Source organism: Ancylothrix sp. D3o (assembly GCF_025370775.1).
Taxonomy (GTDB): Bacteria; Cyanobacteriota; Cyanobacteriia; order Cyanobacteriales; family Oscillatoriaceae; genus Ancylothrix.
The window spans coordinates 155,962-178,144 of record NZ_JAMXEX010000012.1; the positions used below are offsets into that span (position 1 = coordinate 155,962).

A 22,183-nucleotide genomic window follows, 5' to 3' on the forward strand; every position below is an offset into this window, starting at 1 on the left:
CTAAAAATCTATCTTTAGACAGACTTAAAAATAAAGTCCGGCCTGCTAAACTAACGAAAAAATTTAAGCAATTAAAAACCTGTCCTTTTATCTAAAAAAGCTCTGATAAATTTCGATAAAGTTTAAACTTTAAATCGGGAGGTTTAACCTCAATAAAATAATTAGTTTTCCCAACTCTAGCTATCCTCAAAAAAAAGCATAATGAACATCGACACTTTTAAAAATGACCATAACGGAAATAAAGAACAAGGTAATTTTGATGATGAAGAAAGGGAAGTTTTTGTTTTTCCCGCATCTTTTGCTCAACAGAGACTGTGGTTTTTCGACCAACTAACACCGGCCAATTCTTTTTATAATGTCTCAACAATTTTGCGCTTAACCGGCCCGCTTAATTCAACAGTTTTAGAGCAGACTTTCAACGAAATTATCAGCCGACATGAAGCATTACGCACCACATTTGCAGCCATCGAAGGGGAACCAATGCAAATAATTTCCCCTAGATTAAATATACCTTTAAAAATATTAAATTTACAAGAATTGCCAAAAACTGAAAGAGAAAGTAAAGCCAAAAAACTAGCGGAATTAGAAAGCGAACAACCGTTTAATTTAGCAACCGGCCCCTTAATAAGAACCAGCATTATCCAATTAGAAGAAACAGAAAATATCCTTTTACTGAGTATGCACCACATTATATCAGATGATTGGTCTGTGGGCGTGCTAATTCGAGAATTGGGAACAATTTATAAAGCTTTAGCAGAAAATCAACCTTCACCTCTGCCAGAATTACCCCTGCAATACGCCGACTTTTCAGAATGGCAACGTGATTGTTTGCAAGGAGAAAAATTAGAAACTTTACTTGCTTACTGGCGACAGCAACTTAAAGGAATATCTGTATTAAATTTGCCAACAGATAGGCCAAAAACTCACCAGCAAACTTACCAAGGAGCCAGTCAATTTTTAGAACTACCCAAAAAACTAACCGATGATATTAAAGCCTTAGCCAAGCAAGAAAATGTTAGTTTATTTATGATATTGCTGGCTGCATTTCAAGTTTTACTTTACCGCTACACCGGCCAAGAAGATATTGCCATAGGTACGCCGGTTGCTAACCGTAACCAAAGCGAAATAGAGTCATTAATCGGCTTTTTTGTCAACTCGTTAGTGCTGCGAACAAATTTAGCTGCTAACCCAACATTTAAAGAAATTTTAGCTAGTGTGCGCGAAGTCACCCTAGACGCTTACGCTCATCAAGATTTGCCTTTTGAAAAATTAGTAGAATATTTGCATCCAGAGCGTTCGCTAAACCGGCATCCTCTATTTCAAGTTGTATTTAGCCTGCAAAACGCCCCAATGGAAACCTTAGAATTGCCAGAATTAACCTTAAATTCACTTACTTGGGAAGCCAAAACAACTCGCTTTGATTTAGAGTTGCATTTGTGGGAACCCTCCGACAGTTTCCGCAGCATTTACGGCGAAAAATGGCAGCATTTAGATAGTCTCAGAGGCGTGGCGGTTTATAGCACAGACTTATTTGATGAAGCCACAATTCAACGAATGCTGGAACATTATAAAAATCTGCTGAAAAACATCATTATCAACCCCCACGAGAGTATTAATAATTTAGCGTTTTTGAGCCAAGCAGAACAGCATCAACTATTAACAGAATGGAACAACACTCAAACAAATTATCCTGAATATTTGGGGGTTAATCAATTATTTGAAAAACAAGTTAAAAAGAATCCTGATAAAATTGCTATTAATTTTGATAACCAAAAATTAACTTACCAAGAACTAAACAACCTGAGCAATAAATTAGCGGCTTACTTGCAAAAAATGGGAGTAAAACCAGAAGTTATAGTGGGAATTTGTGCCGAAGCTTGCGTTAATACAATAGTGGGAATTTTAGGAATTCTCAAAGCAGGAGGAGCCTACTTACTTTTAGACCCAAATTATCCCGCTGAGCGACTAAAATTGATGCGGGAAGACGCACAAGTTAGTTTATTGCTAGGGGAAGAAAAGCAAATTGAGCGATTTAAAGATTTATCAATACCAGTGGTTTGCCTAGATAAAGATTGGGAAATTTTCGAGCAGCAAGAAATTAACTTTATAGTGCAAGATAATTTATTGAAATCTGACAATCTTGCTTACATTATTTACACCTCTGGATCTACCGGCAAACCGAAAGGCGTAGCGGTTACCCACAAAGCAATTAACCGGCTTGTTGTCAATACAAATTACATAAAAATAGATGCAACTGATAAAATTGCTCAAGCCGCTAACCTCTGCTTTGATGCCGCCACATTTGAAATTTGGGGCGCGCTTCTCAACGGTGCAGAACTTGTAGGAATCAATCAAGAAATCTTGCTTTCTCCCCACGATTTCGCGGCAGAAATACGCGCCAAAAAAATTAGCTTTTTGTTTTTAACTACAGCTTTATTTCAAGAAATTGCCCGCAATGTGCCGCAAGCATTTGAGTCTTTACGCTGTTTGCTTTTTGGCGGTGAAAGAGTCGATGTAAGATGGGTAAAAAAAGTTTTAAAAGCCGGTGCGCCTCAAGAATTAATTCATGTATATGGACCTACAGAAAACACCACTTTTACTTCTTATTATCCTGTGGAAAGTTTAGCAGAAGAATCTACATCACTACCGATAGGCCGGCCTATTTCCAACACCCAAATTTATATTTTAGACCAACATTTAAACCCAGTTCCCATTGGCATTGCCGGTGAGGTTTACATTGGCGGGGAAGGATTAGCAAAAGGCTACATCAACCGGCCAGAATTAACAGCAGAAAAATTTATTTCGCTTAATTTACCTGAGAATAAACAATCGAGAGTTTATAAAACTGGCGACATAGCGCGATATTTACCAGACGGGAACATAGAATTTTTAGGACGCGCTGACAATCAGGTAAAAATTCGTGGGTTTAGGATAGAATTGGGAGAAATTGAAAGCATTTTAAACCAGCATCCAGACGTGCAAAATGCAGCAGTTATTGTCCGCGAAGAAATTCCAGGTGAGAAAAATTTAGTAGGCTATATTGTTACACATCAAAAAGGCAGACATATCATCTCAGAATTGCGGGAATTTTTGAAAGCAAAACTGCCGGCATATATGATACCTTCAAGTTATGCAATTTTGGAATCCTTACCCCTCACACCCAGCGGCAAAATTAATCGGCAACTCTTACCTAAGATAGATGCAGAACCAGAAGATTTCCCAGAAGATTATGTCGCTCCTCGAACTTCAGTAGAGGAAAAATTAGTAAAAATTTGGGCCAATATTTTGGGGAAAAAGCAAGTGAGTGTGTACGATAACTTTTTTGAATTAGGCGGCCATTCTTTGCTGGCAACACAGTTAATTTCTCGAATTCGCAACAGCTTTGAAATCGAGTTACCATTAAGCCATGTATTTGAAGCTCCCACAGTAGCAAGTTTAGCCAAATATATTGAGGCTGCTTCTTGGATTACAAAAAGTCAAAAAATTGCAAATAAGGATGCTAGAGAAGAGGTGCAATTTTGAATACTGTTGAATTTTTATCTTACCTGAGCCGTTTAGATATTAATGTTTTTGTAGAAGAAAATTGCCTTTGCTGCGATGCGAAGGAAGGAATTTTAACGGCAGAATTAAAAGCAGAAATCGCTGAACGTAAAGCAGAAATTATCGCTTTTTTGCAACAAACTCGCCGCCCCATCGGCCAGCAGATTAAACCTCTTGTACCCCTAGCGCAAAAAGCAAATTTACCGCTTTCTTTTGCTCAGCAGCGGTTGTGGTTCCTCGACCAATTAGTGGGGAATAATCCATTTTATAATATGCCGGCTGCTTTGCGGTTAACCGGCAATCTCAAATTAGTTGCTCTCGAAAAAGCTTTTAATGAAATTGTCCGCAGGCACGAAGTTTTACGCACAAGTTTTGCTGTGGTTGGAGAGGAGCCGGTGCAAAAGATAAGCTCTCATCTTTCCCTAACCATTGATATAGCAGATTTGCGAAAATTGCCTTCTTCGCAACGGGAAATAGAAGCGCAAAAAATAACTACTCAAGAAGCACAAAAAACTTTTAATTTAAGCACCGGCCCTTTGTTGCGAGTGCTGCTTATTCAGCTAGAAGAAAAGGCATATTTATTAATGTTGAATATGCACCATATTGTTTCCGATGGCTGGTCTATTGGAGTGCTAATTCAGGAATTAAGTTCACTTTACACAGCATTTACTAACGAAAAGTTTTCTCCTCTCCCCGACTTACCAATTCAATATGCAGATTTTGCTTGCTGGCAACGCGAGTTTTTGAAAGGGGAAGTATTAGAAAATCAACTGAGTTACTGGCGTCAAAAATTGGAGGGAATATCAGCTTTAAATTTGCCAATAGATCGGCCCAGGCCGGCAGTTCAAAGTTATCGAGGTGCCCGAAAACTTTTGCAACTACCAAAACAACTTAGTCAAGATTTAGAAACTTTGAGTCAGCAGCAAAAAGTTACTTTATTTATGACATTGCTGGCGGCATTTAAAGTTTTACTTTATCGCTATACCGAACAAGAAGATATTGCTATAGGTTCGCCGGTTGCTAACCGTAACCGCATCGAAATTGAACCGTTAATTGGATTTTTTGTTAATTCTTTAGTGCTACGAACAGATTTATCAGGAAATCCAACATTTTTGGAATTATTGCAGAGAGTCAAACAAACTGCTTTAGGCGCTTATGCTCATCAAGATTTACCGTTTGAGAAGTTAGTAGAAGAACTACATCCCGAACGCCAATTAAATCAAAATCCTTTATTTCAGGTCGTTTTTGCTTTGCAAAATGCGCCGGTGGGAGCGTTAGAATTACCGGGAATAACGCTTAGTCCACAACAATTAGATGTGGGAACAAGTCGGTTTGATTTAGAGTTTCATTTGTGGGAATCAACCCCAAATAATAACCTTTGGGTAGATGATAGCGGTGGTATTAGTGGGTTTGTTATTTACAGTACCGATTTATTTGATGAAGCCACCATCACGAGAATGTTAGAGCATTTTCAAATCTTGCTGGAAGGCATTGTTAAAAACCCTGAACAGCGGCTTTCTGAGTTGCCGATTTTAAGCAAAAAAGAGCAACATCAAATATTAGTAGAGTGGAACCAAACTCAGGCCGATTTCCAGAAAAATTTATGTGTTCATCAGTTATTTGAAATTCAAGCAAAACAACGTCCAGATGCACTATCGCTGGTATTTGGAGAAGAAAAAGTTACCTATAAAGAGCTAAATGATCGCAGTAATCAACTCGCGCATATTCTGCAAAAAAAAGGCGTGACTGTGGAGAGTTTAGTGGGGCTTTGTGTGGGCCGATCTGTAGATTTGATTGTGGGAATGTTGGGAATTTTAAAAGCTGGTGCAGCTTACCTTATTTTAGACCCAACTTATCCATCTGAGCGTTTAAATTTTATGCTAGAAGACGCTCAAATTTCTCTGGTATTAACTCATAAACAGGAACAAAAGCGGTGGGAAAAGTCAAATTTAGAAATTATTTATTTAAATGAAATTTACCAAGAAAATGAGCAAATTTCGGACAACCCTACCGTTAATGTTTCAACAAATAATCTAGTTTATGTGATTTATACTTCTGGATCAACCGGCACCCCCAAAGGCGTTGAAATAGAACATCACAGCTTGCTAAATCTCATTTTTTGGCATCAAAAACAGTTTTCCGTTTCGCCAAATGACCGCGCCACGCAAATAGCAGGAATTGCCTTTGATGCTTGCGTATGGGAAATTTGGCCTTATCTAACTGCCGGTGCTACCCTCTATTTTCCCGATAATGAAACGCGGCTTTCTCCTTATAAATTGCGAGATTGGCTAATAGAAAAACAAATCACAATAACATTTTTGCCGACACCTTTGGCAGAGAAAATATTGCAATTAGAATGGCCGGTTAATACAGCATTACGAATTTTGCTCACCGGCGGCGAAAAATTGCACCAATATCCTTTAGCATACCATCCGTTTAAACTTGTCAATAATTACGGCCCCACAGAAAATACAGTTGTCACAACTTCTGCCATAATTCCTGTTAAAAACAACCCCGAAAGATCACCTACAATTGGCCGGCCTATTGCCAACACTTGTGTTTATATATTAGACAAACATTTGCAGCCGGTGCCAGTTGGTATCCCCGGAGAATTATACATCAGCGGTGAGGGTTTAGCCAGAGGCTATCGCCACCGGTCAGAATTAACCACAGAGCGATTTATTTGGCTCTCAAAAAACAACATTGTACCCCCAACAAAACTTTATAAAACAGGAGACTTAGTACGCTATTTACCCGATGGAAATCTGGAATTTTTAGGCCGCACAGACGAACAAGTAAAAATTCGAGGTTTCCGTATTGAATTAGGAGAAATAGAAGCCCTATTAACTCAGCACCCCGCCGTCCAGCAATGTGTTGTAATAGCCGCTGAAAATGCCCAACAAGATAAGCGTTTAATAGCTTATCTTGCCCTCAATTCCGAACTAATCAACCACCACTTTAAGCAATTACAAGAAGAGCATATATCCCAATGGCAAATGCTCTATAACGATACTTATAAACAACCGGCAGCCGACAGCAACCCAGACTTTAATATTATCGGTTGGAATAGCAGCTACACCGGCCAACCCATACCCTCACAACAACTGCAAGAATGGGTAAATAATCAAGTCGCGGAAATTTTAGCATTACAGCCAAACAAAGTATTAGAAATTGGTTGTGGCACGGGCTTATTATTGTTCCGAATTGCGCCGCACTGCACGGTATATTACGGCACAGATTTTTCCTTGCCATCTCTTAACTATATTCAACAACAATTGCGAGAGGGAAACTTAAATCATGTAACTTTGCTTCCGCAAATGGCAACAGATTTTAATCAAATAGAAAACAGCGCTTTTGATGCAGTCATTCTTAACTCAATTGTCCAATACTTTCCCAGCATTGATTACCTTTTAGAAGTAATAGGAAAAGCCATAAAAGCAACAGCCCCAAGCGGGTTTATTTTCATCGGAGATGTGCGGAATTTGCAAACTTTAGAGGCTTTTCATACAGCCGTGCAACTGTATCGCGCCGAACCTTCTCTGAGTTGCAAACAGTTACAGCAGCGCGTACAATTGCAAATTTTTCAAGAAAGTGAGTTAGTGATTGCTCCAGATTTTTTCCTGGCATTAAAACAACATTTTCCCCAAATAAGCGGTGTAAAAATTGAACTGTTACGAGGAAGTTTTCACAATGAGCTAACGCAGTTTCGTTATAATGTCATTCTCCAGATAGTCGGTGAAATTGAAACTTGCAAAAATGAGGAATTCGTTTCTTTTCAGCCGGCTTTGACAGTTGCAGAAGTGCATCAGTTTTTATTAGAAAAGCAGCCGGAATCTTTGCGGGTAGCCGGTGTGCCGAATCCCCGAATTACCGCCGCACTGAAAGCCGCAGAATGGCTGCAAACAGAGAAATTTAAAACAGCCGGCCAATTGCAAAATGCCGTGCAAAAACTCCAGAATAGCGGAATAGATCCGCAAGAATGGTGGGATTTAGATATACCCTATATTGTCAACATTAAACCGGCAGAGAAAGACAGCTATGATGTAACCTTTGTGCGCGGCGATGCCCTAAAATTTATCCCCCAAGAAAATGCTAAAAAAATGCGTCCTTGGCATACCTACGCCAATAATCCCTTACAAGCAAAAGCAGCGCGTCAAGTAGTACCACAATTGCAAACATATTTAGCAGAAAAACTGCCAGAATATATGATACCGGCAGCTTTTGTAATCTTGCAATCTTTCCCCTTGACAGCCAATGGCAAAATAGATCGCCGCGCTTTAATTACTCCCGATTTAATTAACATAGAAGTCGCAGGAAATTATGCACCGCCGCGAACAGAAATAGAGCAAATATTAGCAAAAATTTGGGCAGAAATTTTAGGAATAAAACGAGTTGGAGTCCGCGATAACTTCTTTGAATTAGGAGGTCATTCGTTGTTAGCAACTCAGCTTGTTTCCAGAGTGCGCGACACTTTGGGGATAGAGTTACCTTTGCGGCAGGTATTTGAAGCCCCCAAGATTGCCGAATTAGCCAAAATTATTGACAATATTAAACAAAGTAGTACCCAAACAAAAACCCCTGCTTTAGTACCCATTTCCCGCGAAAGCCGGCGTATGAAATTGTCATCTTTAAACAAAGAAAACCAAAAAAATAATGGTAGTTGAAAAAAATACAAATTCCCTCCCCGATCAAGAAACAGAAGTTTTTATCTTCCCCGCATCCTTTGCCCAAAACCGGCTTTGGTTTCTCAACCAACTAGCACCAGCCAACCCATTTTACAACGTCACAGCCGGCCTACAAATCACCGGCCCCCTCAACATAACAGCCCTCCAACAAACCCTCAACGAAATTATCCGCCGGCACGAAACATTACGCACCACATTTGTAATGCAAAACGGCCAACTACTGCAATTAATTCACCCCAACCTAACCCTCCCCCTCCCCATCATCAACCTGCAAAATATTCCAGCCACCGAACAACAAAAACAAACCCAAAAAATAGCCACAGAAGAAGCAAAAAAACCTTTTGACTTAGCCACCGGCCCCCTATTCAAAACCACCCTTTTACAACTCAGCGAAGCCCAATTTATCCTCCTTTTAAACCTACATCATATTGTCGCCGATGGTTGGTCAATTGGCGTTTTAATTCAAGAATTCGCCACCCTCTACACAAACTTTCAAAAAAACCAACCTTTAACACTCCCCCAACTACCCCTCCAATACGCCGACTTTAGCGAATGGCAGCGTCAATATTTGCAAGGAGAAATATTAGAAACCCAGCTAAATTATTGGCAACAAAAACTCAAAGAAATAACCCCCCTTAACCTCCCCACAGACCGGCCCCGACCCCCCCTTCCAACCTACAAAGGAGCAAAACAACACCTCACACTCTCTCCCCCTTTAACACAAGCCCTAAAAACCCTAAGTCGGCAACAAAACGTCACCTTATTTGTCACCCTCCTTGCCGCATTTAAAACCTTACTTTACCGCTATACACAACAAGAAGATATCACCATAGGTTCCCCCATAGCCAACCGCAACCAAAGCGAAATAGAACCATTAATCGGTTTTTTTGTCAATTCATTAGTTTTGCGAACAAACTTAACCGGCAACCCAACCTTTCAGGAACTATTAAACCGCGTCAAACAAACAACAATCGAAGCCTACACCCACCAAGATTTACCCTTTGAAAAATTAGTAGAAAAACTCCAACCAGAACGAGATCCCAGCCGCAACCCCCTATTTCAGATAAGCTTTAGTCTGCAAAACACACCCATACAAACCTTGCAATTACCAGAGCTAACTTTGCAACCTTTAGAAATAGAAACCGGCACAGCCAAACTCGATTTAGAATTTCACATCTGGGAAGAATTAGAAATTATTAAATGTCAAATAATTTACAGCACAGATTTATTTAATCAAAACACAATCGCCCGCATGGCAGAGCATTTTCAAACTTTACTCCAAGCCATTGCAGCCCACCCAAACCAACCCCTCAGCCACCTCCAAATTTTAGCACCAGACGAACAACATCAAATTTTAATAAAATTCAATCAAAATCAATTTCAGCCCACCACTCCAAACAATCAGAAACTATTTCATCAACACTTTGAAACCCAAGTAGAAAAAGCCCCAGAAGCCGTAGCAATAGTTTGGGAAAACCAGCAAATAACCTATCGGCAACTCAACAATAAAGCCAACCAAATCGCCCACCACTTGCAAAAATTAGGCGTTCTTCCAGATGTTTTAGTGGGTATTTGTCTTGAACGTTCTCCAGAACTCATCGCCGCCTTATTAGGCATTTTAAAAGCAGGTGGTGGTTATCTTCCTTTAGATCCCAACTACCCAGAAGACCGGCTCAAATTTATCCTCGAAGATACGCAAATATCTTTATTAATAACCCATAGTTCCTTAGCCCCCACCTTTAACCATATTGAAGAAAATAAAAAAACCAAATTATCAATAATTTGCATCGATAAACCCCTAGAAAAAACAACTCAAAAAAACCCAACCACCAACCTCACCCCAGACAATCTAGCCTATGTAATTTACACCTCTGGATCAACCGGCACCCCCAAAGGAGTATTAATAGAACATAGAGGATTAAACAACTTAATACAAGCCCAAAAACAAATATTTAACCCCCAACCCCATCACCGCATTTTGCAATTTGCCTCCCTCAGTTTTGATGCCTCAATATTTGAAATTGTCATGGCCCTAGCAAACGGCGCAACCCTCTATTTAGGCAAAAAAGAATCCCTCTTACCCGGACAGCCCTTAATCTCATTTCTAAAGCGGCATTCCATCACCCACATCACCCTCCCCCCCGCAGTCCTCAAACTTTTACCCAACGACGAATTACCCGCCCTGCAAACTATTATTTGTGCCGGGGAAACTTGCACCCCAGACATCGTAAAAAAATGGGCAACAAACCGCACATTTATTAACGCTTATGGCCCCACAGAAACCACAGTTTGGGCAAGTTTTGCCGAAATTATTGATACTAGCAAAAACCCACCCATAGGCCGGCCAATTCCCAACACCAAACTGTATATTTTAGACAAAAATTTACAGCCAGTCCCCGTAGGAATCCCCGGAGAATTATACATTAGTGGAGCCGGTGTAGCCAGAGGATACCTCAACCGGCCCGCATTAACAGCCGAAAAATTTATTTCCCTCAGTCCCCCATTCCCAATTCCCAATTCCCCATCCCCCATTTACAAAACCGGCGACCTCGCCCGCTATTTACCAGATGGAAACATAGAATTTTTAGGACGCATAGATCAACAAGTAAAAATTCGCGGCCACCGCATCGAATTAGAAGAAATTGAAACCCTATTAACTCAGCATCCAAACATCAAACAAACCGCCGTAATTGTCCTAGAAAATCCCGACAGCAACAAACGCCTAATCGCTTACACAACCCATCATCAATTCCCCGCACCCTCACCCCAAGAATTGCGGAACTTTCTTAAAGAAAAACTCCCTCAATTCATGCTACCAAATACCTTTATTTGCATCGATTCCTTCCCCCTAAATTCCAATGGCAAAATCGACCGGCACCGCTTAACCTCACCCGAATTTTTCAACAATACCTCAGACAATAAAACCTTCATCGCCCCACGCACCCCCGCCGAAATAAACCTAGCAAAAATTTGGGCAGAAATACTAAACACCCAGCAGATCAGCATTACCGATAACTTTTTTGAAGCCGGTGGCGATTCCCTCACCGCCGTCAAGCTTTTAGACCAAATTCGCACCACATTTAACCGCGACTTCCCCCTATCTTTTCTCTTCTTAAACCCCACATTAGAAGCCTTAGCAAAAACCCTTACCTTAGAAAAACCTAATCTTTCTTGGTCGCCCTTAGTTCCCCTGCAAACCCAAGGAAAAAAACCGCCATTTTTCTGCGTTCATCCCATCTTTGGCGTAGTTTTTCCCTATTATGAATTAGCCTTTCATCTCGGCAAAAATCAACCCTTTTACGCCCTCCAACCCAAAGGAATTGATGGCCGGCACCCACCCCTCACCACCATAGAAGAAATGGCAGCTTTTTACATACAAGCGATGCAAACCGTCCAACCAAAAGGGCCGTATTATATAGGAGGGTGGTCTTTTGGTGGATTAGTAGCCTTTGAAATGGCACAACAACTACAAAAAGCCGGCGAAAAAATAGCTTTATTAGCCCTACTTGATACCCAAGCGCCGGTCAGTACAAATAAACCCTCGTTGTGGCAAAGTTGCAAATTTCTTTTCACCACCGTATCCCGCTATATTTGGCCTTTTTTCTTAGATTATTTTTCCCTCACTACTCTTTCTGACAACCCCAAAAATAAAAAATCTGCCCTCAAATTTTCCCAAATACTTAACCTCATCTCTAACGATTCAAAACAGCAAATTTTCCGAGAACTAGCACTGCGTCCCATCTTCCCTGTATTTTGGGCAAATAATCAAGCCACCCTTAACTACACACCCGAAATTTATCCAAACCGAATTACCCTTTTTAAATCAAATCAAGAAAGCTTAAACAACACAGATTCAACCCTTGGCTGGAGTCATTTAACCACAGAAAGAGTAGACATTCTTGAGATTCCAGGTAATCATTTAACTATGGTGAGAAAACCTCATGTAAAAATCCTAGCGGAGCAACTAAAAAAATGTATGTAGTTGCCATTCACGCTTTCTTTGCATAACCTAAATGCAAAAGCGCTAAATAGCAACTACACACATAAGAAAACTGTTTTTACCCGGCCTCAATTTCCCCCTCATTAACAACCCGCCGGCGAACCGAATAAAAACTAGCAATCATCCCCACAACCAACCACCAAAGCGTACTAACCTCTGGCCGGTACCAAACCGTATCAACAAAACCATGACTCAACATACCCAACATAGAAGCCACAGCAGCCATCAACCAAAAAGCATCAACACTCCTCAAATCTCGCAAACGTAAAAACTGCACACGAGCCTGATTAAAAGTCACAATCAACAACCAAACAAAACAACTAAAACCAATCAAACCAGTTTCCACAGCCACCTCAAGCCAAATAGAATAAGCACTCAAAGCACTAAACTTAGGCTTCATAAAAAGCGGATAAACCTGATTAAAAGCCACATTTCCCGGCCCAATTCCCAAAATAGGATGAGCCCGAATCATTTGGCGCACCGACTCCCAAACATTAATCCGAAAATTATTACTACTATCTTCCCGTCCTGCAAACATACTAAAAATCCGATCCCTCACCGGCTCAACCAAAACCACAGCCACCACCAAAATAGCAGCCAAACCCCCCAAAGTTGCCGGCACACCCCACCGGCGCCAAACCGGCGGCAAATCAACACTAAACCACAAAACCAACAACAAAATCATTGCCAACAAAGCAACCGCAAAACCAATCCAACCCCCCCGACTATAAGTTAAAACCAAACAACCAGAATTTAACAAAAACATAGTCAAAGCCAGCAACTTTGGCCCCCAACCACGCCAAACAAAAAACGCCGCCAAACTAAAAGCAACCGCCGGCACCAAATACCCAGCCAAAAGATTAGGATTCCCCAAATAACTATAAACCCGCGTCACATTTGCAGTCGAAGAAGTAGGATCAGTCCAAGTAGCCAAAGCTTCCACCTTAAAAAACCACTGACGAATCCCATAAGCACTTACCACAAGAGCAGCGTGCAAATAAACAGCAATCAACCAAGAACGAATACGCGGCGAACGAAGAAGCCGAGAAAGCAAAGCAAAAATTATCAAATAAAGAGTTAACTTAGTCCAGCCAGAAAAAGCAGCCTTCCTCACCGGCGAAACAGCCGTAGCCACCGTCGCCACACACCAATAAAGCAAAACCATCCAATGAACAGGAGTTACCCCAACCCCAGAATCATCAGACAACGTAAGCAAAAGCCAAAAACCAGCACAACAAAGCAGCAGAATCCCCAACAAATCATTACTAGAAAACGGAGCCAATAAATAAACACAAGAGACAATAGAAGCCGCAATTACATCTCCCCACTGCATCAGAAAACTACTTTCTCGCCACCGGCGCAGAGGGCGATTGACAAACCCAAAAAGTAAACTAGAATTTTGCCACCCCTGTAGCAAAAAATTCTCCAAAGATAAACGTTGCCAAATAGAAAACATAGTGCTAATAAAAGTAAAATTTCCGTCCACACAAAAAAGTCAACCGTCAAAAATCATTCAAACCAGAGATCCTGAGCCCATGACAATTGACTTTTAACATAATGACCCATAACAGTTGACTAACCCAACTCCGGTAAACTCACCACATAACGATATCCTGCTTCCGGCGAACCCTGAACAGAAATTTCACCCCGGTGAAGTTCCGCCAGCAAGCAACTCAACAGAAGACCCAAACTTTCACGCGACCGGTGGAATGCACTTCGCCCCTGGTTTGCTATCGTAGAATGCCGGTGAGACTCTAATTTTTCTGAATTTACAACCTCCTCAACCGCCACACCATTTCCCATCCCCCCCATCGGCAGCCTATACTCACCCTCAGACAACACCTTAGTCTCCGACTCATCCAAAAGAGCCGGCCCAACCACACGGTCATTTAGCGAACAAGAAGACAACGCCGCCAGAGGTAAACCCTCCCCCAGCCAAGGATGAGACACCCAGACCGTGAGATGGAGACGCTGCATTTTCCGCGAAACATGAATGCGAACAATACTACCCGCAGAAGAAGACTCAATCACACAAAAAATCAAGTTATAGAGCAACTGCTGAACTTTCAGTTTATCCAACACCCAGATGCGATTTCCCGGTTCCACCGTCAAGCGAATTTCTTGTTCACGCCGGTTCAAGTCTTGCTCCAAAGAATTAATTACCTTAGAGCAAAGCATCTCCACATCCAGCGGACTCTGGTGCAGAGCTTCCCCACTGTCGTCAAGTTCCATCAAAGCCAAAACCTCATCCACCAGCGAAAGCAAATACTTACCGCTATCGTGGATAATACCGAGATATTCCTGCTGCTTATTCGTCAAAGACCCATAAATTCCCCGGTTGAGTACACTTGCCATCCCCAACACCGAAGTTAAAGGCGTTCGCAGCGCCTCAGTCACACGAGTGATCATTTGCGTTTTAATGCTTTTGAAACCCTCATTCGGGTTGGAAGCTGCACCCAGCCTAATTTCTGGGCCTAGCACCATCGCCGAAGCAACTTCAGGCACCGGCATCGAAGCCAGCAACGACAGGCGCTCAAATTCACTCATACAAAGGCGAGCCGTCATTTCCAAAAATTGAATTTCTTTTGAACTAAAATAGCGCGGAGCCAGATCCATCACCGCCAACGTTCCTAAACACTTGCCCGTTGAACTCAGCAATGGTACCCCCAAATAAGCACGAATACCGACCTCCTGCACCAAAGCAACCTGAGCAAGATCCGGGTAAGCCGCCGTATCGCGGATCGCCACAACCTGCCGGTTTTCGATCACCGTCTTACATAAACTCTCATCGCAAGATAAATAAACCGTCCCCGATCCTCGTTTGATAGGCATCAAGTGGGGCAACCCCTCAGCAGCCAAAACCCAAACCCGGTTTTGATCGAGCCATCCCACAATCGCAATGGGAATCTCTAAAAACTCAGCCGCCGCTTTCGACGCTTGTTCAAAAGCCGGACACGGTTGCCCTTCTAAATAGCCATTATCTTCTAGCGGCTGACCAAGACGGTAGTTTTGCAGTGCTAGCGCACTTAAACAATCCTCTCTACTCACTTTTTTCTTTTCCTCTGCCAACAAGCGATGGATTAAGTTGCGCTTTATAAGTATTACAAACGCTGGATCGGGAAAATGATCTTGTCGCGCCATCCTCTCACCATTTCCCGCGCCGGTGTACCCAGCGAGGCTCAAGAGCAACCACCGGCCGGTATGGCCATTGTTACTGCTCACCGGCGATATTTTTTTTCCAAATTTACCCCCCACAACAGATGTAGGCTAAGCGCTTATCACTTTATGGGGAAGTTGACTTACATTCATCTTTCCCTAAGTAGCAACTCTTTTAACAATCGCTCCAGGGATTTCTCGTTTGGGCGCTTACAAATATTTCTTCAACGCAACAAAATCTCTTTGCTTTCCCCTGACCTTTCCTCTCAATCTCGCTCTAGCGCTTAAGCCTCAATTTTAAATGCTCACTGGCTGGTTATTTCATAGCCATAACAACTTACAAAACCCGCCAATGGTTGGGTATGGCTAAATTTTAAATTTTACCCATCACCCATTACCAAGTTCTTAAAGAGACGACTGCCAACAAGGGTGATTTAACAATTTTTCCATCGTTCTCACCCCCCGCAGTTGGTTCGACAGCGGTAAATGCCCTCTCGGTGCGCTCAGGTTCCAGGTAAACTGTTGCGGGTAGCGCGTCCAGTTGTTGCCGTTTTTCCAACCAATTTTAGGCCAGAATTTATCCCAGTTTTTACTTAAAGATAGCCACATTTCCCTCTGGACTCTATAGCCAAATTTTCCTTCCGAATAAACAAACCACAGTTTGTCAATGGTTTGTAAATCGCCCCCCGGAATGTTATCTATTTCGGTGAAATACAGCCATTTTCGGGTAACGGCTCCTTCCCCTGCTAATTGGCACAGCAATTGTATCGTTAGCCGGTCGGCTGCTTCAAACTCACAGCGAGCAAGCAACTCAAACAAAGGTTTGTAATCGATATCTCGCTCAGAAAACAGAGGAATGACACCACAAGGAAAGTGGCTTGTTAAAAATTCAGTGACTTTCGGTTGTTTTGACTGCAAAAGCATTTGATAAGCTTTGCCGGCGGCTGGTGTTACCGATTGTTGGGAAAGCTCACTTAAAAATTGCATCAAAATCTCCACAGCCGCCTCGCTAGGGTTGGCGAACTGTTGGAGAAGTTGGATCTGAGTTTTTTCGGGAGCCGTCCTTAACTGGGAGCTAAGGCCGGTCAGATCGTCATAGGTTTGTGGTGCGGGAGATGCAGTATTTTCTCTCATGTAAAGCTCTCTGCGATTCGCAGTTCAGCTATTAACCTTTACTATTGGAGCTTTGACTAATTGTACAATCAACCTCGCTCCACTCTATACTTTCCTATATAGCCTTGACAAAAAGCCTGCATTATGATTTTTTATCAAGCCGACTCAATGACATTCCTGTCAACAGCGGACTGTCAAGCCGGTTGAGCAAATTCTTACCAAAGGTAAAGGTGGCGACTCTTGGCATATCTGGAGAAACCTCGGTTTCTAGCCGGACAATTTTAAAGCATCGAAAACTGAAAAAAGCGTTTTTTTGTTAAATTTTTTCACCTAGCCAGCAATGATTTTTGTGGTGCTGCTCATCAACCAAGTGAGCGCAGAAACCCTGATTGCGATCTAGATCACCAACCACCAAGATAACAATCACAGCTTTTAGCAGTTTAATATCACTTCTACTGTCCTCTCTAAGAGGCACTATCAATTTAGAGGAATAATTCTCGGAGAATAGCCGCTACCAAGACAGCCAAGGAGAGAAACCCATGTTAGAAAAAGTCATTTTGGCAACTACCCTCACATTTTTGCTCAATTTGTTTTTAGCATTGAGTGTACCTTCCTCGGTATCAAAAACTAATTTAAGGTTGAACTGGCTCCCAGAACAAACACCACACAAACCTGCTCAGCTTGCGGATAATCCCAAAGCTTCCCAAATATTTTAAACCCTGTAAAATAGTTTTTGTAAAAAAGACATCTCCGCAAACTCTCAAAGCTGCTCTCTGACTAGCTTTTTTTCTTTAAGTAAAGGCACAGATGATTAACTAGCCTACACCATAAAATAAGGGTTTGAGTTTATTGCTATTGCTAACTCAGCTAAAAAAATCGAGGAATTTGCCTGATTTTTATGAGGAGATAACAGAAGCTTTCACGACTGGTAAAATAAGGGATTTAATTCGGAGTCTCACTAATCCACAAATTGTCATAATGACTAGTTTATACTCCTTAGGAATTAACCTAAATCTTTCTTGAACAACTCGAAATATTTTGAGCAAACGAATTTGGTGTTCAACACATATTCGGTGGCTGGAAAAAATTTTATTCTCTTGTTTCTGCTCTTTGGTTAACTTTCCCTTTCTTGGTCTTTTAATTGGAGTCTCAATTAAATCTTCCCCCTTCTAAGCTAAATCTCCTTTAAACTTTTGTTCGGGAGCACAGCTGTCGCGGTTTTCTCGAAATAAAGTTATATCACTTTTTGATCCAGGCTCATCTGTTATAACATCCAAAATCTCTTTGCCGTTTGGTAAGACAATAATTTGAGTTTTAAATGTATGATTACTTTTCTTGCTTGAATAATACTTTCCCTGTTCGGTCTGAGTTCCAGGTCTTTCCCTGACTTGTTCATAGCTATCAACAATTAATTCATAAGCTGTGAGTATTTCTTTAACCATCTAATAGTCGGAATCTTTTTATTTACTTGTTCAAGTAAACTACATGGTAGTAATTCTACTCTTTTGTGGTAGCCAGTAATTAAATGTATCATTGGCTGTTGTTTCAGTAGAGACGAACTGCTGCGAACGTCTCTACTAACTGGATACCAAGAAGTTGAAATGTGGTCATTTGTCTTAAATACACTAAAGTCAAAATTATTTGTTCTTCTGTAGATAACTTGGGTTTACGGCCACCTCCAGCCGAGATAATTCTTATTTTCTTTGATTCGGCGAGAATTTGTTTTTTTTGATGTAACTTTTCGGCATTTTGAATTAATGATTGTAGCTCAGGATACCCGACACCAATTAATCGTTGTGTTTCTTGAGGGTTCTTGTTTATATGCTCTAGTATAGAACTCCTAAGTTTGGTGGAAAAAACTGTTATTATATTCTTTATATCAGAAAATGATACTATAGCAGTCCTAAATAGGTCATAACCAGAAATGTTGAATGTTGTTACAAAACTTTACACAAATGATTATAATACGCTTATCAAGGGTTAAAATGTCAACATCGCATAATATCTTCCATCCAATGGACATAACTAATTTTTTGGCACATACAAGCCTGTAAATAGCGAAACTTATCTAACATTTTATTACCCCATTCTTGGGGAGTCGATACAAGTTGTAAAATCAGATAGGCTATGAGACTGGCATAAATTTGTATGCCAATCCCATTGACATTTTTACTGATTAGTCTATCCAATTTTAGGTGCATTTTTAAAAATTTCCATAACAATTCAACTCCCCAACGTAAGCGATAAATATCTCTAATTTCATCATCGGTGACTGCCGCCTCCCCATCTCTAGGTAAATTAGTAACTAAGCGAAATTCCGTTTTAGTTTCTACATCGCAAAAATTCACAACTCTATTAGCTTCGGAAGATGAGCCAATTTTTATTAATCCCCTTTCTTCGTCAATTTCGAGTTTCCAATTATTTTTAATTCGCAAGACAAAATATTTGTCTTTTTGGACTGCGAATTCTATTAAATCTAGTCCGGCAAATCCCTATCCATTACACCAACTCCATTTGGAGGCAATTCAGATATCATTTTTGAGCCAAATTTATAATCATGTGTATCTCCAAAATTTACCAAGCTCTCTTCTAAACTTCCCTTAGACAAATTTAGAGAACTAAAAAGTTTTACTTGATGATATCCTAGAACCCATAGTAATTTACTCGTTAAGGTAATCACGGTTGAATCAATTGGACATATAGCGTATTTATCCCGGAATTTAGTAGGAACTTTTTTCTGGACTAACCGATTCAGTTGAGCATAAATTTTCTTAAATATTTCATGGCTTCTGTGAGTGTTGGCCTTGGAAAATGTTGAAATTCTTACGTCAATCCCTGTATTATTTAACCTTTTAAATAAGTCCCTCATACTCGCGCGAGCTATTATCGAGGGCATAAGCCAACCAACACTCAACATACAGGCGGCTGTTCAAAACCGGATAATCATTTTTAGGCAAAATTTTGAGGATGTCTTTGACAATCTGCGGAAATGAATTTACAATCATTATTAATCATTTATTTTAATTGTTCGCCCAAAGTTTACCATATTTTGGGCGTTTTTTTTAACCTCGTTCTTAACATTCAACACTTCTGGGTCATAACAGGTATAGTATTAATTGGTGTCTAAATTAAAAAATGAACATGGAAATTATTTCTGAGTTAAATGATTTTATTAATCACACGAAAGAAGCTAGAGAAATAAAAAGAGCTTTAGCTGTCAAAATGATTTTAAAAGGAAAATCCTACCATGAAATCAAAGAATTATTACAAGTTTCTCATAGTTTTATTAGTTTGTGGAAAAATCAAGCTCTGTTTTTCGGAGTAGAGAAGACATCTCCAAAAACAATTAAAGCCTTTGTGTAACTAGGTTGTATGACGTAAATGCAATCATCCTAAATTAGCGGCTCTGTACGCTATAATAAGGCTTTGAGATATTTATTGTTGATAATTAAGCCAAAATATCTAGTTATGTGCGTTGATTTTAAACTGATAATGTAGCAGATATTTATCATGGTAATATTAGCGCTCTAATTCGCCACCTTACTATTCCACAAATCGTCAACACTACTTGCTCATATTTTTGGGGATTCAACCTAAATCTTTCTTGGACAAGTCGAAATATTTTGAGCGAACGAATTCGATGTTCAACAAAGATTCTTTTAGCCGAAAATGCTTTGTTTTGTTCTTTTTCTTCAGTTGTTAATTCTTGATTTCTGAGTTTTTTAATGGGAGTTGTAATTAAAGCTTCTCCAACGTAAGCTTTATCTCCCTTAAATCTTTGTTGAGGGTCAAACTGTGAGCGTTCTTCTCGGAATAAAGTTATATCGCTTTTAGGTCCAGGTTCCCCGGCCACAACATCAACGATATCTCTACCATTTGGCATAATAATTATTTGAATGCATGAAGGTATGATTACTCTTCTTGCCTGAAAAGTATTTTTTTTGTTCATCCTTATCTCCAGGTCTCTCTCTGACTTGTTCGTAGGTAGCTACTATTAATTCATATTCTGTGAGTATTTCCTTAACTATTTCATAGTCAGCAGCGTTTTTTTTTACTTGTTCTAGTAAGCTACATGGTAGCAATTCTCGCAATTGAGGCAACCAATAGTTAAATGTATTATTAGCTGTAGACTCACTTACTCCAAACTGGATTCCCAGAAGTTGAAATGTTGTCATATGCCTCAGATAGACCAATGTTAAAATTATTTGTTCGCCCAACGAGAGTTTTGGTTTTCTACCGCCTCCACCAGCAATAATTCTAACTTTTTTTGATTCGAGTGAAGCTTGTTTTTTATGATGTAATCGTTCCGCGTTTTGGATTAATTGTTGTAACTGTTCATAATCCAAACCAATTAATCGCTGTGTTTCTTGAGGATGCTCTTCAATATGATTTAGTATGTCGCTCATGTTTCTGTGTCAAAAAAGCTTTATGATGTGATATTACCACGAACTGTTACTATTTTGGAGATGTCTAGAGTTTAAAATTACAGTATAAAGGAACTAAAGGTAAATTAAACCCGAAGAAAAAAGCCAAGTTATTTGCTGGTTAAGAGAACAAGAACATCCAAGATTATCAGATTTAAAAAAATATTTAGAACAAGAGTATAAAGTTATCTATAAATCGAATCAAAGTTATTATGCTTTGATGGCAGAAGCAAAAATCAGTTGGAAAAAAAACTCAAAAAAAGAATCCGGCAAAAAACGAAGAACTCGTGGAAGCTAAAAAAAAAGAAATCACTGAAAAATTAGAGAGATGGAAAGAAGAAATAGAAAGTGGAGAACTTGTGGTGTTTATGGTTGATGAATGCCATTTACTTTGGGGAGACATTTTAGGCTATGTATGGGGTAGAACAGATCAACGAATAGAAATTCCCATTAAAAATGAAAAAAATCGAGTAGAGACGTTCCGGCGTAACGTCTCTACTTATGGAGCATTAGACTAGAGAATGAAAGAGTTTATTGTCGAAGAATACGAGAGGGGAAATACAGAAAATACGATTAAGTTCATCAACTATTTACGCTCAAAAAGAAAAGGAAAAAGATTAGCTATATTTTGGGATGGAGCCACTTACCATGACTCAAAAGTATTTCGGGAATATTTAAGTATAGTAAATGAAGGGTTATTAGAAGAAGAATGGATAATTACTTGTCATAAATTCGCCCCTAATGCTCCAGAACAAAATCCCCTAGAAGATATTTGGCTACAAATTAAAAGCTTTATCAGACAATTCTACCATTTATGTAAATCTTTTAAAATAGTCAAGTGGCTATTTAAGTTTTTTGCTGATGGTCAAATATTTGATTTCCCGAAACTTTCAGAGTAGGGAATTTTTTCACGACCTATTTAGGATTGCTATATTTCGGGGATGACTAAAAAACAACTTAAAACTGCTAATTTTAAAATTCCTTAAAATATATTTAGACCGCCTCTAATTTATTTATCAAAAAACGGTATGGGCAATTAAGATTGGCTACCGCCATTATCGAGGGGTAAACCACGATTTTGATTGCCCATACAACACTTTTTCTTATCATTTACAATTACTATAGATACTAACCAAAATATAAAATTTCCATGCTCGGCAACCTCTGAGAATGACACTCTCACAGAATTAAGGAATGAAAAATAAATAACTTAATGAATTACTCTGGTTGGGGGACGGCTCGATAATTCCATTTGGGCAAATATT

Annotated in this window: 9 protein-coding genes and 4 pseudogenes; 5 read left to right on the forward strand and 8 right to left on the reverse strand. The window is 40.0% G+C overall.

Annotated features, from left to right (window positions below):
• Positions 1-201 precede the first annotated feature (201 nt).
• From NG798_RS19240 to NG798_RS19250, 3 genes are read left to right on the forward strand one after another with little or no spacing between them, the layout of a single operon-like run.
• Entirely contained in the window at positions 202-3,522 is a 3,321-nt protein-coding gene (locus NG798_RS19240) for an amino acid adenylation domain-containing protein (protein ID WP_261225323.1), read from the forward strand.
• Positions 3,519-8,204: a non-ribosomal peptide synthetase gene (locus NG798_RS19245; protein ID WP_261225324.1), complete on the forward strand. Its 4,686-nt coding sequence runs from the start codon at positions 3,519-3,521 to the stop codon at positions 8,202-8,204. The genes NG798_RS19240 and NG798_RS19245 overlap by 4 nt, the downstream gene beginning before the upstream one ends.
• Positions 8,194-12,207 (forward strand): non-ribosomal peptide synthetase, encoded by a 4,014-nt coding sequence (locus NG798_RS19250; protein WP_261225325.1) that lies wholly within the window; start codon positions 8,194-8,196, stop codon positions 12,205-12,207. The genes NG798_RS19245 and NG798_RS19250 overlap by 11 nt, the downstream gene beginning before the upstream one ends.
• 76 nt (positions 12,208-12,283) lie before the next feature.
• Here the strand turns inward: NG798_RS19250 and NG798_RS19255 are convergent, their stop codons facing one another.
• The 6 genes and pseudogenes from NG798_RS19255 to NG798_RS19275 form a co-directional block, all read right to left on the reverse strand.
• Positions 12,284-13,681 carry an IctB family putative bicarbonate transporter gene (locus tag NG798_RS19255; RefSeq protein WP_261225335.1) on the reverse strand — a complete coding sequence of 466 codons (1,398 nt, stop codon included), beginning with the start codon at positions 13,679-13,681 and terminating at the stop codon, positions 12,284-12,286.
• A gap of 119 nt (positions 13,682-13,800) precedes the next feature.
• Positions 13,801-15,447, reverse strand: a complete 1,647-nt coding sequence (locus NG798_RS19260) for a GAF domain-containing sensor histidine kinase (protein ID WP_261225326.1) — start codon at positions 15,445-15,447, stop codon at positions 13,801-13,803.
• A gap of 339 nt (positions 15,448-15,786) precedes the next feature.
• The gene (locus tag NG798_RS19265; protein ID WP_261225327.1) at positions 15,787-16,515 is read right to left on the reverse strand and encodes a GUN4 domain-containing protein; all 729 of its coding nucleotides are present in this window, start codon (positions 16,513-16,515) and stop codon (positions 15,787-15,789) included.
• A gap of 875 nt (positions 16,516-17,390) precedes the next feature.
• Positions 17,391-17,936 (reverse strand): annotated as a pseudogene (locus tag NG798_RS19270) (transposase family protein).
• Between the two features lie 103 nt (positions 17,937-18,039).
• Complete coding sequence (locus NG798_RS28195) at positions 18,040-18,120, reverse strand: hypothetical protein (protein ID WP_375338982.1); 81 nt, start codon at positions 18,118-18,120, stop codon at positions 18,040-18,042.
• 362 nt (positions 18,121-18,482) lie between these two features.
• Positions 18,483-19,499: pseudogene (locus NG798_RS19275) on the reverse strand (IS4 family transposase).
• 136 nt (positions 19,500-19,635) lie between these two features.
• Here NG798_RS19275 and NG798_RS19280 point away from each other — a divergent pair.
• A pseudogene (locus NG798_RS19280) lies at positions 19,636-19,821 on the forward strand (helix-turn-helix domain-containing protein); the annotation flags it as partial.
• A gap of 181 nt (positions 19,822-20,002) precedes the next feature.
• Here NG798_RS19280 and NG798_RS19285 read toward each other — a convergent pair.
• Both NG798_RS19285 and NG798_RS19290 read right to left on the reverse strand, forming a co-directional pair.
• Positions 20,003-20,377, reverse strand: coding sequence for a transposase family protein (locus tag NG798_RS19285; RefSeq protein ID WP_261225328.1), 375 nt, complete (start codon positions 20,375-20,377; stop codon positions 20,003-20,005).
• Positions 20,364-20,900 (reverse strand): transposase family protein, encoded by a 537-nt coding sequence (locus tag NG798_RS19290; protein WP_261225329.1) that lies wholly within the window; start codon positions 20,898-20,900, stop codon positions 20,364-20,366. The genes NG798_RS19285 and NG798_RS19290 overlap by 14 nt, the downstream gene beginning before the upstream one ends.
• A gap of 68 nt (positions 20,901-20,968) precedes the next feature.
• Between NG798_RS19290 and NG798_RS19295 the strand changes: the two are divergent.
• A pseudogene (locus tag NG798_RS19295) lies at positions 20,969-21,817 on the forward strand (IS630 family transposase); the annotation flags it as partial.
• Positions 21,818-22,183: the final 366 nt, after the last annotated feature.